Source organism: Bacillus sp. JK62, assembly GCF_053663455.1.
The window spans coordinates 778452-798179 of the sequence record NZ_JBSJQA010000002.1; the positions used below are offsets into that span (position 1 = coordinate 778452).

Annotated in this window: 20 protein-coding genes, 2 pseudogenes and 1 riboswitch; of the genes and pseudogenes, 10 read left to right on the plus strand and 12 right to left on the minus strand. The window is 38.3% G+C overall.

Annotated features, from left to right (window positions below; translation table 11 throughout):
* The first annotated feature begins 86 nt into the window (after nt 1-86).
* A riboswitch (purine riboswitch) is annotated at nt 87-186 on the plus strand.
* 100 nt (nt 187-286) lie between these two features.
* Both xpt and ACWJJ4_RS09055 read left to right on the plus strand, forming a co-directional pair.
* Nucleotides 287-871 (plus strand): xanthine phosphoribosyltransferase, encoded by a 585-nt coding sequence (gene xpt / locus ACWJJ4_RS09050; protein ID WP_454021579.1) that lies wholly within the window; start codon nt 287-289, stop codon nt 869-871.
* Nucleotides 868-1266: pseudogene (locus ACWJJ4_RS09055) on the plus strand (solute carrier family 23 protein); the annotation flags it as partial. The gene xpt and the pseudogene ACWJJ4_RS09055, both read left to right, overlap by 4 nt.
* 19 nt (nt 1267-1285) lie before the next feature.
* Here ACWJJ4_RS09055 and ACWJJ4_RS09060 read toward each other — a convergent pair.
* The 3 genes and pseudogenes from ACWJJ4_RS09060 to ACWJJ4_RS09070 form a co-directional block, all read right to left on the minus strand.
* Nucleotides 1286-2827, minus strand: a complete 1542-nt coding sequence (locus ACWJJ4_RS09060; protein WP_454021580.1) for a recombinase family protein — start codon at nt 2825-2827, stop codon at nt 1286-1288.
* 248 nt (nt 2828-3075) lie between these two features.
* Nucleotides 3076-3339: an excalibur calcium-binding domain-containing protein gene (locus ACWJJ4_RS09065; RefSeq protein WP_454021612.1), complete on the minus strand. Its 264-nt coding sequence runs from the start codon at nt 3337-3339 to the stop codon at nt 3076-3078.
* Between the two features lie 24 nt (nt 3340-3363).
* Nucleotides 3364-3819: pseudogene (locus ACWJJ4_RS09070) on the minus strand (thermonuclease family protein); the annotation flags it as partial.
* Nucleotides 3820-4319: 500 nt separating this feature from the next.
* On the opposite strand from ACWJJ4_RS09070, the gene ACWJJ4_RS09075 reads away from it, so the two are divergent.
* The gene (locus tag ACWJJ4_RS09075; RefSeq protein ID WP_076982859.1) at nt 4320-4754 is read left to right on the plus strand and encodes an SMI1/KNR4 family protein; all 435 of its coding nucleotides are present in this window, start codon (nt 4320-4322) and stop codon (nt 4752-4754) included.
* Between the two features lie 43 nt (nt 4755-4797).
* On the opposite strand, the gene ACWJJ4_RS09080 is transcribed toward ACWJJ4_RS09075, so the two are convergent.
* Nucleotides 4798-5811 (minus strand): hypothetical protein, encoded by a 1014-nt coding sequence (locus tag ACWJJ4_RS09080; RefSeq protein WP_454021581.1) that lies wholly within the window; start codon nt 5809-5811, stop codon nt 4798-4800.
* A 265-nt stretch (nt 5812-6076) separates the two neighbouring features.
* On the opposite strand from ACWJJ4_RS09080, the gene ACWJJ4_RS09085 reads away from it, so the two are divergent.
* Nucleotides 6077-7831, plus strand: a complete 1755-nt coding sequence (locus tag ACWJJ4_RS09085; protein ID WP_454021582.1) for a T7SS effector LXG polymorphic toxin — start codon at nt 6077-6079, stop codon at nt 7829-7831.
* 1 nt (nt 7832) lies between these two features.
* Nucleotides 7833-8402, plus strand: coding sequence for an SMI1/KNR4 family protein (locus tag ACWJJ4_RS09090; RefSeq protein ID WP_454021583.1), 570 nt, complete (start codon nt 7833-7835; stop codon nt 8400-8402).
* A 302-nt stretch (nt 8403-8704) separates the two neighbouring features.
* Here ACWJJ4_RS09090 and ACWJJ4_RS09095 read toward each other — a convergent pair whose 3' ends face one another.
* Nucleotides 8705-8794: a putative holin-like toxin gene (locus tag ACWJJ4_RS09095; protein ID WP_076982784.1), complete on the minus strand. Its 90-nt coding sequence runs from the start codon at nt 8792-8794 to the stop codon at nt 8705-8707.
* Between the two features lie 201 nt (nt 8795-8995).
* On the opposite strand from ACWJJ4_RS09095, the gene ACWJJ4_RS09100 reads away from it, so the two are divergent.
* From ACWJJ4_RS09100 to ACWJJ4_RS09120, 5 genes are all read left to right on the plus strand, one after another.
* Complete coding sequence (locus ACWJJ4_RS09100; RefSeq protein ID WP_038458785.1) at nt 8996-9337, plus strand: hypothetical protein; 342 nt, start codon at nt 8996-8998, stop codon at nt 9335-9337.
* 18 nt (nt 9338-9355) lie between these two features.
* On the plus strand, nt 9356-9559 hold the full coding sequence (locus ACWJJ4_RS09105) for a hypothetical protein (protein ID WP_038458783.1): 204 nt from the start codon (nt 9356-9358) through the stop codon (nt 9557-9559).
* A gap of 127 nt (nt 9560-9686) precedes the next feature.
* Nucleotides 9687-10445 (plus strand): sporulation protein YunB, encoded by a 759-nt coding sequence (gene yunB / locus ACWJJ4_RS09110; RefSeq protein ID WP_096034892.1) that lies wholly within the window; start codon nt 9687-9689, stop codon nt 10443-10445.
* A gap of 213 nt (nt 10446-10658) precedes the next feature.
* Complete coding sequence (locus tag ACWJJ4_RS09115) at nt 10659-10991, plus strand: YolD-like family protein (RefSeq protein WP_454021584.1); 333 nt, start codon at nt 10659-10661, stop codon at nt 10989-10991.
* The gene (locus ACWJJ4_RS09120; protein ID WP_454021585.1) at nt 10984-12249 is read left to right on the plus strand and encodes a Y-family DNA polymerase; all 1266 of its coding nucleotides are present in this window, start codon (nt 10984-10986) and stop codon (nt 12247-12249) included. The genes ACWJJ4_RS09115 and ACWJJ4_RS09120 overlap by 8 nt, the downstream gene beginning before the upstream one ends.
* A gap of 163 nt (nt 12250-12412) precedes the next feature.
* On the opposite strand, the gene ACWJJ4_RS09125 is transcribed toward ACWJJ4_RS09120, so the two are convergent.
* The 7 genes from ACWJJ4_RS09125 to ACWJJ4_RS09155 form a co-directional block, all read right to left on the minus strand.
* Complete coding sequence (locus tag ACWJJ4_RS09125; protein WP_076983515.1) at nt 12413-13573, minus strand: response regulator aspartate phosphatase; 1161 nt, start codon at nt 13571-13573, stop codon at nt 12413-12415.
* Nucleotides 13574-13725: 152 nt separating this feature from the next.
* Nucleotides 13726-14004: a hypothetical protein gene (locus ACWJJ4_RS09130; RefSeq protein WP_454021586.1), complete on the minus strand. Its 279-nt coding sequence runs from the start codon at nt 14002-14004 to the stop codon at nt 13726-13728.
* 338 nt (nt 14005-14342) lie between these two features.
* Nucleotides 14343-14594, minus strand: coding sequence for a phage holin (locus ACWJJ4_RS09135; RefSeq protein WP_014470077.1), 252 nt, complete (start codon nt 14592-14594; stop codon nt 14343-14345).
* A gap of 12 nt (nt 14595-14606) precedes the next feature.
* A complete protein-coding gene (locus ACWJJ4_RS09140; RefSeq protein WP_031303970.1) occupies nt 14607-14978 on the minus strand; it encodes a hypothetical protein in 372 nt (123 codons plus the stop codon).
* A gap of 106 nt (nt 14979-15084) precedes the next feature.
* The gene (locus tag ACWJJ4_RS09145; protein ID WP_454021587.1) at nt 15085-16128 is read right to left on the minus strand and encodes an N-acetylmuramoyl-L-alanine amidase; all 1044 of its coding nucleotides are present in this window, start codon (nt 16126-16128) and stop codon (nt 15085-15087) included.
* Between the two features lie 175 nt (nt 16129-16303).
* Nucleotides 16304-18886: a peptidase G2 autoproteolytic cleavage domain-containing protein gene (locus ACWJJ4_RS09150; RefSeq protein ID WP_454021588.1), complete on the minus strand. Its 2583-nt coding sequence runs from the start codon at nt 18884-18886 to the stop codon at nt 16304-16306.
* Between the two features lie 13 nt (nt 18887-18899).
* On the minus strand, nt 18900-19715 hold the full coding sequence (locus ACWJJ4_RS09155; RefSeq protein WP_060964937.1) for a hypothetical protein: 816 nt from the start codon (nt 19713-19715) through the stop codon (nt 18900-18902).
* Nucleotides 19716-19728: the final 13 nt, after the last annotated feature.

Below are 19728 nucleotides of genomic sequence, written 5' to 3' on the forward strand. Positions count from 1 at the left end.
GACGAATAATAGAAAGTTAATTCTTTGTAAAAGTTCGGAAATATTCAAATTTCACTATGCAAAAGAAGTGTATCTTGTTATAATTTGATTAATATCATACGAACACTCATATAATCGCGTGGATATGGCACGCAAGTTTCTACCGGTCACCGTAAATGTCCGACTATGAGTGAGCAATGGGACGGCTTTTATTCGGCCGTTACGTGTAGATCATTCGGCATTGCTTGCTCTTTTTTTGGAGAGCGGGCAATGCTTTTTTTATTTTTTATAAGCGGGGGTAATCATTGTGGAAGCATTAAAACGAAAAATAGCAGAAGACGGAATCGTTCTTTCTGATCAAGTGCTGAAAGTGGATTCTTTTTTAAACCATCAAATTGATCCGGTTCTCATGCAGCAGATCGGCCGGGAATTTGCGAGCCGTTTTGAAAAAGACGAGATAACCAAAATCGTCACAATTGAATCTTCGGGCATTGCCCCTGCGGTAATGGCCGGTCTTGAACTCGGCGTTCCCGTCATCTTTGCGAGAAAAAGGAAGTCTCTCACGTTAACGGATGATCTGCTGACGGCGTCCGTCTATTCTTTCACGAAAAAAACAGAAAGTCAGATTGCAATCTCCGGAAATCATCTCTCGAAAGAAGAACGCGTGTTAATCATTGACGACTTTTTAGCGAACGGACAGGCGGCAGAAGGGCTTTTGTCCATCGTAAAACAAGCAGGCGCAGCGGTTTGCGGGATCGGAATCGTCATTGAAAAGTCATTTCAGCCGGGAAGAGACGAGCTGGTGAAAAAAGGATGCCGGGTCGAATCACTGGCGAGAATTCAATCGCTTGAAGACGGAAAAGTGACATTTGTACAGGAGGTCCGTTCATGAAAAACGGCTATGCCAAAACACTTTCCCTCGGTATCCAGCATGTGCTTGCCATGTATGCCGGCGCCGTCGTCGTTCCTTTAATTGTAGGAGCGGCATTGGGACTGAACGCAGAACAGCTGACATATCTCATATCAATTGACATTTTTATGTGCGGAGCGGCTACGCTGCTTCAAGTATGGAGGAATAAATGTTTCGGCATCGGCTTGCCTGTTGTGCTCGGCTGTACGTTCACCGCGGTAGCGCCGATTATTTCCATCGGTAAGGAGTACGGGATTTCAGCCATTTACGGAAGCATTTTGGCATCGGGTCTGCTTGTCATTCTGCTGTCATTTTTCTTCGGCAAGCTCGTATCCTTTTTTCCGCCTGTCGTAACCGGATCTGTCGTAAGAATTATTGATTGAGTACGACATAAACCTAGTTATAGTAGACCTTGATATTCAAATTCTTTGTACCATCTCCCAAATCCTCGACCGTATACGTTACATGACTAATGAGCATCTTTAGTATTAAGTTTATTTCAGAGTTAGACATCCCGTCAGTAGACTCAATCATCTCCTGCACTTTATGATGACTCCATTTTTCTTTTTTTGTCTCAGCGCTAAGAGCATTTTGAAACTCAGTAGATGCAATTAATTCTGCTAATTCATTTTCAGCTTTTTGAAGTGTCTCTTGTGAAATTTTCAGCTTTTCTTTGTACTCTGTTTTACTGATGTCTCCATCTAAGTACATTTCTTTTATGCGTTCTAATCTTCCTTTTGCTTTTTTAACAGCTTTTTCTCTCAAACCAATAAGTTGAGTTGTATAAGAGTCATCGTTAACATCTTGCTCAGTAGGGGAGAAGAGAGCTTCATTGTATTTTTTTATTTCCCTCATAATTGACTGGAACAATACCTCTTCATGAATTCCTTTTGTTTGTTCGCATTCTTTTGTTCTTTCAGCAGATTTTCGTAAACACTTTCTAACGTGTTTTTTTCTGCCTTTGGGTTGTTCTATAGCTTGAGCTTTATGACAATAAGGACATCTAACAATACCAGAAAGCCTGTGGGTATTCATATTTAGACGTCTTCCAGCCACTTTATATGTTCTAAGTTTTTCTATTCGATTTAGGATTAGTGCATGCTCTTCATCAGTTTTCATGGTTTCATGATGACCTTTTGCGATTAATACTTCATCTAAATTTTTATTTTGAACAACACTGTTGTTGCTTTTGCTTTTCTTGTATTTACCAAACCATACATAACCCCTATGAAAATCGTTGGACAGAATTTCTGAAACAACTTCTCCGTACCAAATGGAACGGCCGGATGGGGAAGGGACTTTCAGTTCGTTTAACATCTCAGCAATTACTGTGCAAGAATATTCCTCTTCTAAGAACCATTTAATCATCATTCTATAGATTTTTTTCTTTTCCTCAACAACTACTGCAGCTTTAAGATTCTTGTCCCACTTATAACCGTATGGAACTGACCCTGAATGAAGTCTACCTTCTCTTGTGGCATTTTTCTTTCCGTTAATCGTTCTCCGTTTTATTGCTCTATATTCACTTCGAGCAATAATTGATTCAAACTCAGAAAGCATTTCGTCGCCTTCGATTGATAAATCATAGGTTTTTTTTGGTGTAATAAACAATGTCCCACTTTGCTTAAATGCTTCAAGTATACGTCCGGAATCAATTTGTGATCCTCTAGAGAGTCTGTCCATTGCTACAGCACAGACTGCATCAAACTCACCATTTTCGATTCTGGGCAACAACATTGAAAACATTGGTCGTTCATCAATAGTCTCACCTGAGACAACTTCCTCAAACCACTGAACATTTTTAAAGTTCTCTCTTTTTATGAGATATTCTAGCTCATTTCTATGTTTGGCGAGCGTATCTTCTGAATCTCTATCTTCTCTGGATTTTCTTGAATAAACTGCTATTCTTGAATTTTCGTGTAACGCCAAGTATTTCATCCTTTCTTCTTATTGTAAGTGTAGTTAGATTATATCATGTGCATTGGAATTTCTTTATAAAATCCTCATTTTAACGAAACATTTTAGATCAACTTGCTTATTCATCTAAATTAAAGTATCCTAATTGATGTATCATAGGGGTTTAATCAGCCACTATAGACCACAGAGTCCCTCACACGCTCTGTGGTTTTTTGTTTAGATTGAATATACCCAAATGAAAAAAGAAGCCTCAGAGGGCTTCAAATTGATTAATTCTTCTCACATGCAAAGTTGTCATTATCCCGATCCATCTTAGATGTATAAGCAGGGTGAGTGCTTGGTACTCCATGCGGATATTTCTTTCTCAGCTCTGTGCAGTTTGCAAAGTGTTCTGTTCCTCCAGTAGAAGGGGAGGCTTGTGTAGAGTTAGAAGAGCTACTTGATGCTGAACTACTTGAATGGGAACTGTTTGAGTTCGATTTATGTGTCTCAGATTGATGTGGTGTAACTGACTTTTGAGCCGGCTTAGACACACTTACTGATTTCTTCGGTTTCGTTACGCAGCCATTAAATCCCTTATCAGTTGCATAACCATTCTTACTCCAAATCTTCAAGTCCTTATCTTTAGCAGCTTGCTCATCTTTCTTATACGTGCCTAAATACTTCGTGTTAGGCTCATACACATAAGCTACTCGTGCTAATCCTTCTTTAAGCAGTGTTTCTTGTACTGATTTGCCATCTACATAAACGTAAGCCAGCATTCTGCCATACTTGTCTGTACGATCTCCTTTATCAAACTCCAGTTGAAGTTTTCCCTTGTTAACCAGCTGTTTGTTTCTTGCTGAAGCATCCTCACCATATGGTTGCACACAAGAGTTTGGCTTCTTAGTTTCAGGAGTATCAACAAGCAGATAACGGACAGTTTTAACTTCACCTTTATAGTTAACTTTAATCGTGTCTCCGTCAACCGTTCTATTAAGCGTTACATCGACCAGTTTTTTCTTATTTTCAGATGTCTTTTTATCCGACGAATCCTTCTTTGAAGCATTTTCGGCTTTTTCATTTTTGTCATTATTGCTTTTGTCGTTTGATTGAGAGTCTGTCTTTGTCTCTTTTGTATCCTTTTCTTCTTGCTGCGTTGTTTTAGCCTTATCTGAATCTGTTTTATCTGTAGAAGCAGAATCAGACCCACACGCAGCCAAAGAAAAGCTTAGAGATAATGCGCCAATACCTAGTAACCATTTCTTCAATGTAATTCCCCCAAATTTGTTTGTTCTGTCTCTATATCGGACAAACCTTCCTAATTATAAATATAAAACCAAAGATTGTAAAATTGATTTTGTCATTTTAAAACACTCAAATAAAGTTGTGTGGTAAAATTTAGTGGTCTAAACCTTAGAGGAGGGAAAGTTATATGGAAGAAGGGAAGTTAATTCAAATGACTCTTAATGGAATAAAGGAAGCTGTTTCTAAATACGGAACATTCCCTATGTTTCATCATGGAGGATATGTCATGGAAGATGCTACTTTTCATTTCAAAGATCCTGCTAGTCCTCAAGAAATTAGCGATATAGAACAGAAGTTAGGTGTTACCTTCCCTAATGACTATAAAGAGTTTTTGTTACAGCACAATGGGATGGAAATGTTTGATGGGATTGAAATACTTAGCTTAGAGGGAATCATTGAATATAATGAGGTTCAAGATTTCCCAGAGGGATACGTTTTAATTGGATATCATTTTGATGGAAGATATGTCATAGACACAAACAAATCAAAAAATGGATTAGGTTATATGCTATATCTAGACTCAATTGATGATATTGAAGATGCGATTAACTTAGATTCGAATTTTGAAATATGGTTTGATATGTTAGTGTCTTCTAATGGAACGAAATATTGGGAAGTGAATCCGAATATCCGAGAGTATTATAAACTGGTTTCAGAATAAAAAGACTCCGCATAGGAGTCTTCATCTACATTCATCTACAATTTTACTTCTTTTTTGTATAAGAAGCCCACCATGGATTTACTTCTTTCCTGTGAAAATTCACATCGATAGGAATTAAATTACTTGTCTGATTTCCTCCACCGTACTCTCTAGGTAGTTGATGATGAATCTCAAATTTTACCCAAGTTTTTTTGCCGTATTTTTTATCATACCAGTTCCTATATGCTTTGCGTTCTGTAGTTCCCCATTTTACTCTTTTATCGCTAGGCACCCATTTAATAAATGCATTAGGTGGAGCTAATATATTTAATCCTGATTGCTTATCTGTGTAATTGGAGGGGAAAAACATTCCCTTCATATTCGTTAGGTATAATCCTTCAGTCCAGGATATCGTTCTAACAGTTGGTTTTTTCCCTGCCCAAGTAGCAATTGCGCCGCCAGTATACTTCCAAAATGTTGTTTTGTTTACATTAATAAATTGATGAACTTCCGATCCCTTTTTCACTTGAGTCCCTACAAAGGTCTTTCTAATAGTATGGGGGCAAGTAAATTGTTTGTTATAATAGCCACTCTTGCATAAACCCTGATGTACTTCTGCTGACGCAGGAGGAATCCCTACTATTTTTGAAATTTCAACTCCGTGCATCACTTTATTAACTTTTCCACCTAAAAAAGTGTGACTGAAATAGATAATACTTTTTGCTTTTTTCTCAACAGTTTTCCGTTGGTTTTCAGAGGTGACTTGTCCAGATGATGTCTGATTACCATCTTTGTCATAAGCTATATAAGTTTGGTATGAACTTTCAACATCCATTCCTTGTTCCTTAGCGATTTTTTGAAGCTTACTTTCTGATCCGGCTAATTCTCTTTTAGATGAATCGGTGTTTTGCGGTTTTTCGTTTACTGTTGAGATACGTTTGTTTAGGTCAATGCCAGTTGTATTATTGTCATTGATTTCTTTGTTTGCCGTTGCCTTTACATGATGGAGGGGATAGCAAGAGAATAATAAAGAGAGAGCTATTACAACTAACCAAATGCTTTTTGACACATACTTCATAATGGTTTACACTCCTTTTTCTTCTGTTTAAACCTGCTATGAGTATCTGAGATGTAAATAAATAATATATTTTACAATTAATACCTCCTTCCGTGAGGATAGTATCACCTTTTCCATTTTTTATCAACTGAATTAAGCCTATTTTAAGATTTTGTTAAAGTTCAAATCTCCTAAGAAAGAGACCTTCGACAAAAGGAAGAAGCTCTCCTTACATGTAATTTTATGTGGTAAAATTTAGATAAGATTGAGTGGGAAGGAGACAGATATGAAGGTATTTGAAGCATCCTCGTTAATCTCAGCAGCGGAAAAGCGAGCAAAAGAATACGATCAGATTAGAGAACAATTTATCAATCTCAGTAAAGCATTTCAAGGAATGGCTGATTTAGATGACAGTGAGTTTTCAGGCAAAGGTGCTGATAACATCAAAGCATTCTTTCAAGATCACGCCGGCGTCACAGACAGCTGGCTTGATCTAATCGACATGAAAATTGCTTTTCTTAACAGTATTTCAGGAAAAGTAGCTGATGCCGGATTGGCCGATTCGTTTGTGGAAGAGTCCTTTTTAGAACACGAGCTGATCCATGCGAAGAATAAATCAAAAGCTATCATGCAGGAGCAGCGCAATGAAATGAGGGATATTCTTAACGAGATAAGCGATATTGTTCATCTTGATGTTTTCTCTACAGAAGATGTCGATCAAAAGCTGGAATCAGCAGACAAAAAACGGGACGATACCGTAAATAAGCTCGGCAAGCTTGATCACGATCTAACAAAAGAATACGCCGAAACAGAAGCGAACGAACAGTTCATCCAAGCTGACTTCCAGCAGCTTCAAAACGCCACGGGCAAAGGAAAAAGCGCCACGCCGCTTCACTATAACGCCAAGGCATACCGAGAAAGCGACATCCATAAGAAGAAAGGCGATATCGCAAGACATTCGGATGCTTATTTGACGATTAAGAAGGAAGAGGCGAAAGAGCGGGAAATCAAGGATCTGAAGAAAAAACTTGCTGACGGAGTAACTGATCCGGATGAATACTTAGAGATTGCGAAGAAAATCGGTTACGAGAACCTTGAACCTTCCCAGCAGCAGTATGTGATTCAGCTCGAACAAGCAAAACAGATGGAAGAAGCCGGAGAAGTGACTTGGGATATATTAAAAGGAGCCGGCGTTGGTTTATATGATGTCGGGAAAGACACGGTAACAGGTTTATGGCAACTGATCAGCAAGCCTGATGAAGTTGTTGAAGGTATCATAGGGGCAGTTGCTCATCCAATTAACACGTATAATGCCATTTCAACAGCTATTGAGGAATCGTATCAAAAAGATATGGTAAATGGAGATGCGTATTCCCGATCAAGATGGGTGACATATGCGATAGGTACAGTAGTTACCTCTGTGATAGGCACAAAGGGAGCCGGTTCTCTTACAAAAGCAGATGTAGCTGGAAAAGTCACCTCTAAAGTCAGCAAAGCAAGCTCAAAGGTGAAAGATGTCTCAATTGCTGATTTATTGCCTTATAATCCCCTTTACGATATTGTTCCGGCTGGAGGAGTCCCTTATAATGTAGTTAACAGTGAAAACTTAAAGGATCGCTTACTTCAATTAATAAAGTCCACCAATCCTAGAACAAGATTGCCTAGAACTAAAGGACGTTGGGAAGGTACTCCAGGTAATGGTAAATGGTATTCAGATAAACCTGAAGTAAATGCAGTTACTAAAGGAGAGCCAGTAGAGTTCGTAAATAATCGCCCAATATTTACCCCATGGTCTAAAGGTACAATTAGATTTAAGGATGGTGAATTAACTGGCAAGGATTCTGATTTTGCTCTCGTGTATAAACGTATTAAAAAGTTAAAAGGTTTTAAAACCCAAGGGGAGGCAGAAGATTGGTTGAAATACACGGCCAAACTTACCCCACATCACTTAGATCATACAACGATACAGTTAATTCCAACTGCATTACATAAAAATGTGCCGCACATCGGTTCAGCTTCCGATTTGAGAGGAGGATATTAGATTGAGCTTTCAAGAAATTAATGAAAAGATGAACAAGTTTGATTTGAAGTATTACGCATCAAGCAATGAACAAGAAAGCAAAAGAAGAATCAAAGCATTTGAAAACGAATTAAACATAAATCTTGATGAGGTGTACAAAGAATTCGTTATAAGATATGGTGGAAGCACGATACAAGCAGATAATGTTTTATTTCCAAGCTTAGAAGAGAATCCAGTGGCTAGTAATAATCATTTAAGATTAGGGCTATTTTATGGTTTTGGGGTAGACGATGCTGACTTTGATGTTATATCAATGACAGTTACTTATGAAGAACAAATACCAGACTGGATTATCCCGATTGCTGATGGCGATGGAGGAGACCAGGTTTGTCTGGGTGTGAAAGGAGAGGCAACAGGGAAAGTTTATTTTTGGGATCATGAACTGACAAATGGAATAAAAGACACATTTTTGGTCGCAAATTCTTTCTCTGACTTCATTCAAAGTCTGTTTATTGAAGAGACAACAGATGAGGACGATGAAGACGATGGTATTTTATCTATTGAGCTAGATGATGATTTATTAAACAGTTAAGCAAAAGTATTGCAATTGTATGAGATGATGCAAAAGTAAGCATTCGCAATCAAAATAAAATAATGGTTTTATCCATAAAGCAATTGTATTGCAAATAACATTTCCATATGGTTATAATTAGGATAAGGATTATACTTTTTAAAGTATAAAAAATGCATTTCTTATTAAGGAAATGCATAAAATAAAAAGACCAGGGTGTTGGTAGCACCCCGGCTCTGTACAAAAAGCTACCCATCAAAGGGCTTGCTCAGCAGTTGTTCATGATAGACCTAACCCTTCAGGTTTCCAGGCTCAAGGGAGGTCTATTTTTTATTTATATACGTCAACAGGGCGATTATAAACGACCCGAATGCAAGCATTAACATTAATGCCTGAAATGTTGACATAAGCATCACCCCCTTTCGTAGGGGATGAGCAAGACTCCCTTGAGTGAGCATGCTTAATGTACAGGAATCATTATACACTAATGCCAAATATATGTCTGTGATTATCGGAGCCTTATTGCCAATAGACAAGTTATAATGTAGTACTTTTCTTTTTGAAATTTGTGTTATAAGATATATTAAGATTTTCAACAAGAGAGGAAATTTATCATGAAGAAAGAAATTTTGCTAATTCATAATGGCTCAAGCATTACATATGCAGACCCACATGAAGCTGCTAGGAGTTATGCTAAAGCTGTCATTGATGGGGTAAATCCTAATGAAATAGAACTATATACTGACATTGCCGTAAATCTTAAAGACCAAGCTAAACTGATGAAACAATTTAACCAGGAACTATCTAAGATTGTAAATACAAGAATTCCTATGATGGAAGAAAACACAAAAGAGCTAAGCAATGAAATGGAAAATTCACATCAAATTTATAAGGGAATTTCAAAAGAAAGCATAAAAAGAAAAAGGATCAGAAAGACCAAAATAAGCAGAGCATGACTAAGGGAGAATCTGGCGTTGGAATTTACTTTAGCTAAACAGGTTTTAAAGTTTTCATTAACAAATGGCAAAAGGGCAGAAATAAATGTGCCACCAGTGCTCAATAAACAGGACATTAAGATATTAAAAAGTCAATTAAGTGTTATGGAGATGCAAACAAAAATATCTAATGAAGATATGAAAAGAAAAAGGATTAGAAAAACGAAAATAAGCAGGCTATAAAAATAGCCCGTCATTTGCGTGATCCGAAAGAAAAGCAATACTTTGTGCCGGAGTTTTTAAGTGTGAAAATAAATTACTATGTCCCCCCTTACAAGCATACATTGTGATATGTAAGGGGGGATTTTTCTTGCCTAGATACCGGAGCGCTCTTCGCAAGAGAGGGCCTTTGCCTTTTCGGTATGTGTTGCTTCTGTCGTTTGCTTTTTTCACCATATCGACGGTCATTAGCCTTTGGATGATCAACTCCTCAATCAAACCGGTGCTGATGAACATAGGAGAAATGGAAACCAAACGGGTGGCAACAGAGGTCATTACGGAATCCATTGAAGAATACATGTCTCACAGCGACAATGTAAAAGATATGGTCGATATGAAAACGGATGAAAACGGGAAAGTCACAACGATGGATTTTAATACACAAATGGTCAACAGCATGAAGGCGAAAGTGACAAAGCAGCTTCAGGCTCATCTGAAGGAAGTGGAGTCGAACAATAAGCAGCATGAAACAGAGAAAGGCGCTAAAACGGCCGATGAAATTATGATCGATATTCCCTTAGGGCAGGTCACGGGAAACAGCATTCTCGGAAATCTGGGGCCGAAAATCCCCGTGCGCTTTAACCTGATCGGTGATGCGTTAACTGATGTAAAAACAAAAATAAAGCCGTACGGCATTAATAATGCACTGATTGATATCAGTATTTTTGTGGAAATTAAAGTAAAGGTTATTATCCCGTTTGCCAGTAAAACATCAGTCGTGACAAATAATATTCCGGTCTCCATTAAAGCGATTCAAGGAGAGGTGCCGCAGTTTTATAACGGAAGCGGCGGATCAGGTGTGACGCCTTCCATTCAGCTGCCGAATGAAAAACAGAAGAAAGATAAATAAAAACACACAGCCGCATTTTCTTCTGGCGGCTGTTTTTACTTTTTCCTGCGGATTTCTTGAAACTGAACTCAAGTATCTAGAGCAGCCCATAAAGCTTAGTGGATACTTGCTGAATAGTCATTTCCAACATTTACATCGAACTATTGTTCTTATTTATATTGAATAAAGAACATTTGTTCTGTTAATATTAGATCAATAAAGGAGTGATTCAAAATGCTTAGAGATCGAGGGACGATCAAATGGACCTCCATGATGCTTCCAGAACATTTAACGAAACTAAAACAGGACTTGTTAGATGTTTCGAAAATGGAGAAACCATCTTTAGATGAACAGCAAATTGAGGAGATTGACATCCTGGTTTCTGAAGCAATGGCGCTGAATAAAGAACTGAAGTTTAAGCTCTTTAAAGAAGGGGTTGCCGAAGATTTAATCGGTACAGTTCAATATCTCAATTACGAACAACACAAATTACATGTAAAAAACCATCACGATCAAACCGTATACATCACCATGAATGACATCATAGGAGTTGCTTACAATGATTGATTACTCACAGTTTCCACGAAACAGTATCCTCTGTATAGATATGAAATCCTTTTATGCTTCCGTTTCTTCAGTGTTGATGGGATTAGACCCGTTAACCTGTTACTTAGCAGTAGTTGGCAATACTGACAGACAAGGAAGTGTTGTTTTAGCAGCATCTCCTGCACTTAAAAGAGACTATGGAATTAAAACCGGCTCTCGGTTATTTGATATTCCGGATGATCCTAGAATTCATATTGTAAACCCACGAATGAAGCTGTTTATTGAAACCTCTGCAAAAATCACACAATTGTTCTACAGGTACGTTCCAGAACAAGATGTTCATACATACTCAGTCGACGAATCGTTTCTTATTATAAACGGCGTGCTTAGAAAATGGGGAAGTGCCGAGGCATTAGCAAAAGACATTCAAGAAAGCTTAATGAGGGAAATGGGATTGTTTTGTACAATCGGAATTGGCGACAATATGTTGCTCAGTAAGCTATGTCTTGATCTGGAAGCAAAAAAATCAAAGACAGGAATCGCAAGATGGAGATATGAAGATGTGAAAGAAAAGCTATGGCCAATTAGACCACTTTCTGAAATGTGGGGGATAGGAGGGAGGATGGAAAGGAATTTAAACCGAATGGGAATTGCGACTGTTGGCCAATTAGCCAATTATCCATTAGAGCTGCTTGAAAAACGTTTCGGCATTATGGGCAATCAACTTTATTATCACGCCCATGGAATCGATCTTTCTGAAATTGGGGCCCCTTTAATGCAGGGACAAATAAGCTATGGGAAGAGCCAGATATTGCTTAGAGACTATACGAAGAAAGAGGATATCAAGGCAGTTCTATTGGAAATCTGTGAAGAGGTTGCGCGAAGAGCGCGGACACATAATAAAGTAGGGCGTACCATCAGCTTAGGAATCGGTTACAGTAAACATGAGTTCGGCGGTGGCTTTCATAGAGCTAAAACGATTGATTTACCTACAAATATCACAATGGATATTTATCGATATTGCTTGATGCTGCTGGATAAGTTCTATACAGGCAAAACAGTGAGGAGCATTTCAGTTACTCTTTCCAATATTGAAGATGATGTGAATCAACAATTAAGTCTGTTTGAAAAGGACAATGAGAAGAGAAGAAAGCTAGGATTCGTCATGGATGGGATAAGAAATAAATACGGGTCGAAAGCGATCTTACGAGCTGTTTCTTATACACCTGGAGGCACAGCTTTGCATAGAGCAGGTTTGACGGGTGGACATAAATCATGAGAACAGAGAGTAGTTCCCTCTGTTCTCCTTACAAAGTCATTAGTTTTTTACGTTTCGGCTCTTTCAGCAACCTTGAACGTATCATTTTGTTGTTGGAGATAGGAAGCACCCACTGTTCCGGCAACGCCGAATAATAGAACTGCACAGATAAATAGTTTAGTTTTCATATTGCTTCTCCCCTTTTGATTTGTCTTCTTGCTTCATTTGCCAAACGATAAAATTCAACTGCACCCCAAGCATCCTGTTTACCAGTGAGAAAATCTGCTACAGAGACACCATAGCTTTCCATGTCAGGGTATATACTTCTTTCTTTGAAGAACTCGAATGTTTTCCTAACTAAGTCTAAATCATAGTCCAAGAAAAGTCCTTTAACCATTTTTAACTTTTCAAGTACCATTTCATTGTTATGCCGTTCAGCCAACTGTTTGGCCTGTTCATAAAATTTTTTTGCGTTTTCAATGTCATTTTGCCTTCCCTTTAAGAAGGAGATAACAAATAATGTTTTAGCAGCGTAATCATGATTTTCCGGCTCAATGATTTGAAGTGACTTATTAAAGTGAAAAAATGCTTTATCAAGTTCTTCCATTTGATTATAACATAATCCAATATTAAACAGTGCTGAACGCATCAAATGCCCACGATTCTTTTCACTTTTGTTTAGCTCTACTGCTTCCTGATACGCTTTGTATGCTTGCTTTAAAGCTTCATCAAACTTCATACTGTCCAATAAATTACCAAATATGACGAATTGACAGCGTACCTTTTGTACCCCGTATGTAGGGCTCCCGTCAATAGCAGGTTGCTTTTTAAATATATCGTAAGCCCTCATGGCATAATTCATTGAAAAATAAGTCTGTTTCATGTGGTAATACACTTCTGACAATTTAAAATAAAATTCAGCTTTTTCAACTTCAATATCTTCGCTCTCAATTGAATCCAAATATCTCTCAGCTTGTCTATAGTGATTAAGGGAGAATGCCAACTCCTTTTGTCTAAAATAGAACATGCCCATGAAAAAATAATAGTAATATTCGAGCATTCCTGTTAAGTTTTCATGACCTTCATATGCTTTTAACTCACCATAATTTTTCTCAATGTCTTTTATAGCGTTAGGATACATATATGCCAACATTAGCTTATGTCTAAACTCAAGTAGGGAGTAGTATAGTAAAACATCTTGGTTTTCTTCCATAATTTTTATTTCCTGCATAACTTCTTTACGCATTTCTTCTGCTCTACCGACCCAATTCTTTTTAATAGCCACATACCAATGATTCATCTTTGTTGCTACTAAATCATAAGGAATGACCTTTTCGTTCTTCAAGTCCTAAACCCCTTTCAAATCCATTTTATTATATAGTTGCACTGGAGGAAAGAAATGTAAAGGGGATTTGAGTGAAAATTAAAAACAAATCAATAATTCGATTATGAACGAAACGAAAAAAAATACCCTCCTCGTTAGAGAAGGGTATGTGATCAGTTTGTTGTTGCTTTTAACGAAGCGAGCCACTCATCTAATGTTCCAGTGAAACCTTGTTGAACGGCTAATTCATATGCTGATTTTCCATCTTTACCGGCAGCGCCAGTAGCACCTTTAACCCCGGTTGCACCTGTAGCTCCAGTACTGCCTTTTTCACCTTTTAGTGAAGCTAACCATTCCTCTACAGTTCCTGAAAAACCATTGTCTACTGCAATATCATAAGCAGACTTCCCAGTGACAATTGAGACATTAACTATTGGATTGAAGAAACTCATTTATGCGCCCCCAAAAAGTTATATGTTATTCCTGACTCAGAAATCTTGAAGCTTGTGATAGGTGAATCATGAGCGTCCATTTGAAAACCTTGCCCAGCTCTTAAATAGATAGGAATTCCACCGTTGATTGATACATGACATTCCTGATCATTCGAAAAGCTGAATTTATAGAAAGAATATTTAATCGTCCAAGCTACTGGCGGGGAAGGGATCACTTCATGGTTAGATTCTGACTTCTCAAGCATTGGACTCCCGATATATCCAGATCCTATTTGCATGACCAACAATCTTTCCTTTCTTAATTAAAAATGAAAAAAAGGGGAGGTGAACTCCCCAAGTTATTTTGGTTCTGTGTATTCCATTGCTTGATCGCTGTCTGAGATACCTGTAGTGGTTGGATCCACTACAACCCCCATTGCAGTTAGAAATGTAAGCAAAGCATTAAATTTCTCAGTGAGATCATCACTAAACACAGAAATATCGTATCCAAAAGCAGATGCAATTGCTTGTGCAAACAAAAGAGTTGCAGAGAAGATTGCAACCAGGAATGTTTTCTTTTTAAGTCTTACTTTCCAGTTAATTTTAGTCATTAAATCGTCTCCTTATAAATTAGCTAATTTGGTGATATCTACACCAGCAATCTCTGCGCCAAGCAGTATGAGGATAATTAAAACTAAAATCTTTAATGTCTTGCCAAAGGTTCCTTCTAACAAGCTCTGAAGCCATTTTGTTTGCGACTGATTAACTTGCTGAAATTCATTTCTTAGTCCAGCTATCTCAGTGGTGAACAAATTTTTTGTTTCAACAAGGTTTTTTTCCTGATTCTCAACAACAGTGGTAAGCCTAATGAGCGATTCACTTGTTGTTTTTTGTGTTTCCAACATGATTTTTCTATCTTCTGCTTGTTCTTTAAGACGTTCTTTTATATGAGCGACCTCGGTCTTTAAAACTTCATAGTTTTCTTTTTCAGCCACAATGCAATCATCCTCCATAAAAAATAGGAGGTAATGTCACATCACCTCCTAAATAATCATTGATACACTTTGAGCTACACTCATCCTCAAAAATATTTAAATATATTTAGATTTTTGAGCCGAATTGCCCTGAAATGTAGCCGCGTTTACCTTTGTAGATAACTTCCCAGTAACCCTTAGCATTGTTTGACCCTTTCACTGAGCCAGAAATGCTGACGGTATCACCTAGCCCCACAGTGCCAAGATTCTTTGCTTTGTTTTTATCAGGTCTGTCCATTACGATAGCAGCGCTTTTTACCCCGACAACTTTAATCTTGCCTGCAGATTTGATTCCACTGTTATCAGACTTAGAAGTGGGTTTAGGCTTTGGGGTTGATTTTCCAAGCTCAGCATCACTTTTAATGTATTTCACATTTACATATCCGCTGTATGTAGCACCTTTAGAATTGGTGTATTTAATGTAACCCCAACCATTTTGAGTTGATCCTTTTTGGTATTGGACAGTGGAGCCTTTAGGAAGAGCAAGTACAATAGAGGAGTTTGCATTGCGTTGGGTTCTCACATTAAGACTGTCAGCTATAACTGTGTTCTTAACATAAGAACCATTTGTTTTAACTACTTTTGTTGGCTTTGAAGATGAGGAAGAAGTTTTTCCGCCGAGTGCTTTTAATTCTGAAGCAATGGCTGCTTTCACTTGATCCCAACGTCCCTCAGACAGAATACGATGTGGGCAGTATTTTCCGTTCCAGTCCTGATGCTTTCTGATTTTGTCAACGCCCCATCCGCGCTCTTTAAGAAGTTGCGCCACAAACTTGATAGCCATCGCTTCTGCTGCGCGGTACCGCGCGCCGCCTGACTTACTGTAGCAGATTTCTACTGCGATAGACTTACGGTTACCAGTTCCATTCCTTCCATCGCCAGAGTGCCAAGCGTTCCGATCCAGCGGAATCCCCTGAATGACTTCTTTATCATCGACGGCAAAGTGATAGCTTGTCGATTCGCTGTTTCCCGTCATATAACTGATTTCATTGGCGGCGGCTGTGTCGTTTGCTGTGTTATGAATAGTGATATACTCCGGTGTCATTGGGTTCGGACATTTCAGGGCGTATTTTTCGCTTGGAACTAATCTCTTTTTCACTGCAATTGTCATATTGAACATCTCTCCTAAAAATTAAATTTGAGCACAAAAAAGAGAGAAGGGGGTAAATTCCAATCTCTCTTTATCTCACGTATGCTCTTGTTATCTCTGTTTTTGAATGCTGTAAATTGAATAAAATTTATATTTTAACTAGAACATAACCACCTCCTTTAAAGAGGGCACTAAATTAAACTGTGGGTGTTATTAAGCAAACAGCGACACCATATCCTCTTTCCTTTGTATAAGGTGTTGTTATTTTCATTACCGGATAACCTGAAGCATCAGAGGATTTTGATCCTTTGCCGGCTTTGGGTACAATTCTGTCGCCGTCTTGAACTGTTTCATCAATGCGAACGAAAATTTGTCCAAACATACCGACTATATTCCATTCAGGACGCTCAGATCGTGGAACATATTCTTCATTGGCATTGAAGTTGGGATTTTCTTTTGGTAGCCTTCTTATTTCTGTTCTTTGCATACCTTCCGAATCCACAAATGTCACATCCCTATCTTCATAAATAAGACCCCCGAATTCATTTTTGAGGTATCTTCCTTGCCAATTAAATAAAGACTCTCCGAGCACAATACCAGCTGTTTCAGATATAACCCCTAATACCTTGTCACCGAGATTCGCTTTCTTAATTTTGTCCCCATCAAGTGTGACCATATATCCGGTAGGAATTGCTCTTCCATCTGCAGATTCGAAATACTCCGCATAATCAGCAAATGTTGAAGCGCCTTTAACCTGACCGGTTAAGGCAATATTTCCTCTCATCGCATCATGTTCTATCTTAATGTTCGAGATGGAAGGGGTATCTGATGTTCCGTATCCCCATATAGTGGTATACCCTTTTCTGTTTATTACAGATTGTGATCCAATAACAACCCTAGAAGATCCTGATCCTTCAATGGAAGAATTATTTGATGCAACAACCAATGAGCGACTTCCTTCAGCTGTTGTTTTAGATCCACCAGAGGAAGCAATAACTGCATTACGTGGCCCTTCTGCTTTAGAACCGCCAGTTGTAGCAATAACGGCAGAAGCGTCACCAGTTGCTTGTCCGCCACCTGAAGATGCCATTACGACGCTAGTATTTGTTTTAGCGTAGCCGGAAGTCGTCGCAATTCGTGTACCACCTTTGAAATTATTCGGGATAAATGCGTAGGTTTTCCCGGCAATTTTACTGGGAGTAGCGTATTGTTCACACATCGTAGCATTAATATTGGCCTGGGAGTTAGTACAATAAACGCCAATTGAACCTGATTTGTTTGTTCCCGTCATGTTAACGTTGCTGATATTGACTGAGCCAACTTTACTTCCAACAGCAATACCCACTAGTGCAGATTGATTAATGGTTACATTCGAGATGTTTACATTGTCTGATTTTTGAGCTCCACCGATTACATAGATATCGTTACTTGCTGTTGTAAACCCCGAAACAGTGATGTTGCTTAGGTTGATATTTCTGCTCTTATATTGAGTAGAGATTACTGTAGTATTCTTATAATCATACGTCGGATCACCAATTGCATTGAAGTTTGATACGTTGACATTTCTATAAGCGGAAATGACAAGTGCTCGAGGATTTAAACCTTGGTAAAGGTCACTGAAAATAGGGTGTTGTGCAGTGCAGTTAACGACATTAATGTCAAAAGCACTTGTGGAGATTTTTTCGGAGGCTAGGTGGAAGCCAATATGTCTAAAGTCGAAAGCGCGGATATCATTTTCGGAATAGCAGTTAATTAGGTTTACGTTTCTTGCTGCCGGTGCTCTGTTGTGAGCTTTGACTTCAAAACCTCTGCAGTTTTTTCGGCTGTAACAGTTCACAAGCCACACATTTTTAGAGCCATCATCAATTTCAAAACCATTTGAATTTGAAGCTCCTTTACTGTGGGCGGATCCATTAGCGTCATAAGCATAACAGTTAGTGAAGAAGATGTAGTCTGAATAGTGAGTTGTGAAGCCATCATCACCATAGTTAGTTGCAGTACAATTTTCAATCCAAACATATTTGCTACCATTTGGCTGATAATGATCTGCTCCATCAGAAGAAGAGTTCCAAACAGGGGAGCTTACATCAAACCCGTGTACACCTGGATTACGAGCATTGACGTTTCTAACCCGAACAAATTTAGAGTTAACAATACCCACACAGTTTGCATTTGTTCCATTTGTAATGGTGTTGTCCTTTTTGTCTAAATTCCAATCGAGGGCTAAGTCTTCAATTAAGATATATTCGTTTCCGTTTGTGTAGTCGCTATTGGTTAACACACAAGATGTTCCGGTAGCAGTTGGGTGAAGCTTGATAATAGATCCTGATCCAACACCGTAAAGTCTGACATAAGAGGGGATATGTAATCCTTGAACCATATAAATACCTGCAGGTACAAAAACCTCTCGTTTCCCACTTGCAAAGGCAGCTTTGAAAGCTTCAGTGTCATCAGTAACACCATCACCCTTAGCTCCAAAATCCTGAACATTAACACTTCGTCTGATAAACTCATTTAAGACTTTATCAACAATTGTTGCACCAGCTGCAGGGATTTTTGAAATGTCTCCAATAGTGTTTGTGATATCTGTTAAACCAGAATCGACTGTGCTTATTACGTTTTTAATATCCTTAGAAGCTTTATCAAAAGCCTCTTGAATATCGTCTGCAGTATATCTGATATTATTTGATTTTAACCCTATAGCATCAATGGGTATCCATTGCTCTGTTTCTTCGTCCATATAACCCATTGTGTTTACGGGAATTAAATTGTCGTTCAATATATACTCCTCCTTATCCTTTTCTAATCCAAACCATGCTTCCGTCAGGGGGTTCTACAGATGGTTTTATCCTCATCTTTTTGGGAGCATTGTTCGTTCTCAACCATACTGACCTAATGTTGTAAGGCTCTACATAACTAGAAACAATGTTGAAACCATCATACTTATCTGAGATGCTAATATTTATCCAGTCGAAACCATCCCATCTATATTCAATACCTGTTTCTTTTACAGTGACAGTCCAACCAATTTGAGGGGAAGGATAAGTGTTTAATAAATCCTGATAGGTGTACACAAACGGCAAGTAAATCTTCCTAGTGTTTTCAACTACATATTCATAATCTGATGTTGCTTGTCTGCACCAATTTGTTATTTCAATACATCTCTTGGTGACACGTTCACATTCAGCAATACGTTCGTTGATACGAATAATGGCATCTTCAGCATCATCAATTAAGCCTTGAAGTGTTTCAATGACCATATTTCCTTGCCGTTTAATCCAAATTCTTGAGGCAGGGAAGAAGGATGCGCCTTCTCCTTGATATGTAAAAGTAAGTGATTTGCCTTCATTTGAACCATTGAAAAAGACAACTCCCATAAGGTAATCAACCTTAAAATAGTTGTCTTCTAATTCACCATCTTCAATTTCTCGCCATTCTTTACTGTCACCACTAACCTCGACTCTGTACTCACGGTTAGGCACTTCTGTAAGTAAGACTCGACCATTGTAAACAGTTAAAGTTTCACTATAGCTTAAATAAGGGTCATTGATTGAGCCCTTCCTTTTTTGAGAAAGGGTGGGATCGTTATAGAGCTGAGGAAAATCCAAACTAAATTCACCG

Bases quoted from the DNA above. Each gene is read 5' to 3' on its own strand.
- ACWJJ4_RS09060 (WP_454021580.1), bottom strand. From the start codon at position 2,827: ATGAAATACTTGGCGTTACACGAAAATTCAAGAATAGCAGTTTATTCA.
- ACWJJ4_RS09075 (WP_076982859.1), top strand. From the start codon at position 4,320: ATGGAAGATGCTACTTTTCATTTCAAAGATCCTGCTAGTCCTCAAGAA.
- ACWJJ4_RS09080 (WP_454021581.1), bottom strand. From the start codon at position 5,811: ATGAAGTATGTGTCAAAAAGCATTTGGTTAGTTGTAATAGCTCTCTCT.
- ACWJJ4_RS09085 (WP_454021582.1), top strand. From the start codon at position 6,077: ATGAAGGTATTTGAAGCATCCTCGTTAATCTCAGCAGCGGAAAAGCGA.
- ACWJJ4_RS09095 (WP_076982784.1), bottom strand. From the start codon at position 8,794: ATGCTTATGTCAACATTTCAGGCATTAATGTTAATGCTTGCATTCGGG.
- ACWJJ4_RS09100 (WP_038458785.1), top strand. From the start codon at position 8,996: ATGAAGAAAGAAATTTTGCTAATTCATAATGGCTCAAGCATTACATAT.
- ACWJJ4_RS09115 (WP_454021584.1), top strand. From the start codon at position 10,659: ATGCTTAGAGATCGAGGGACGATCAAATGGACCTCCATGATGCTTCCA.
- ACWJJ4_RS09120 (WP_454021585.1), top strand. From the start codon at position 10,984: ATGATTGATTACTCACAGTTTCCACGAAACAGTATCCTCTGTATAGAT.
- ACWJJ4_RS09130 (WP_454021586.1), bottom strand. From the start codon at position 14,004: ATGAGTTTCTTCAATCCAATAGTTAATGTCTCAATTGTCACTGGGAAG.
- ACWJJ4_RS09135 (WP_014470077.1), bottom strand. From the start codon at position 14,594: ATGACTAAAATTAACTGGAAAGTAAGACTTAAAAAGAAAACATTCCTG.
- ACWJJ4_RS09145 (WP_454021587.1), bottom strand. From the start codon at position 16,128: ATGACAATTGCAGTGAAAAAGAGATTAGTTCCAAGCGAAAAATACGCC.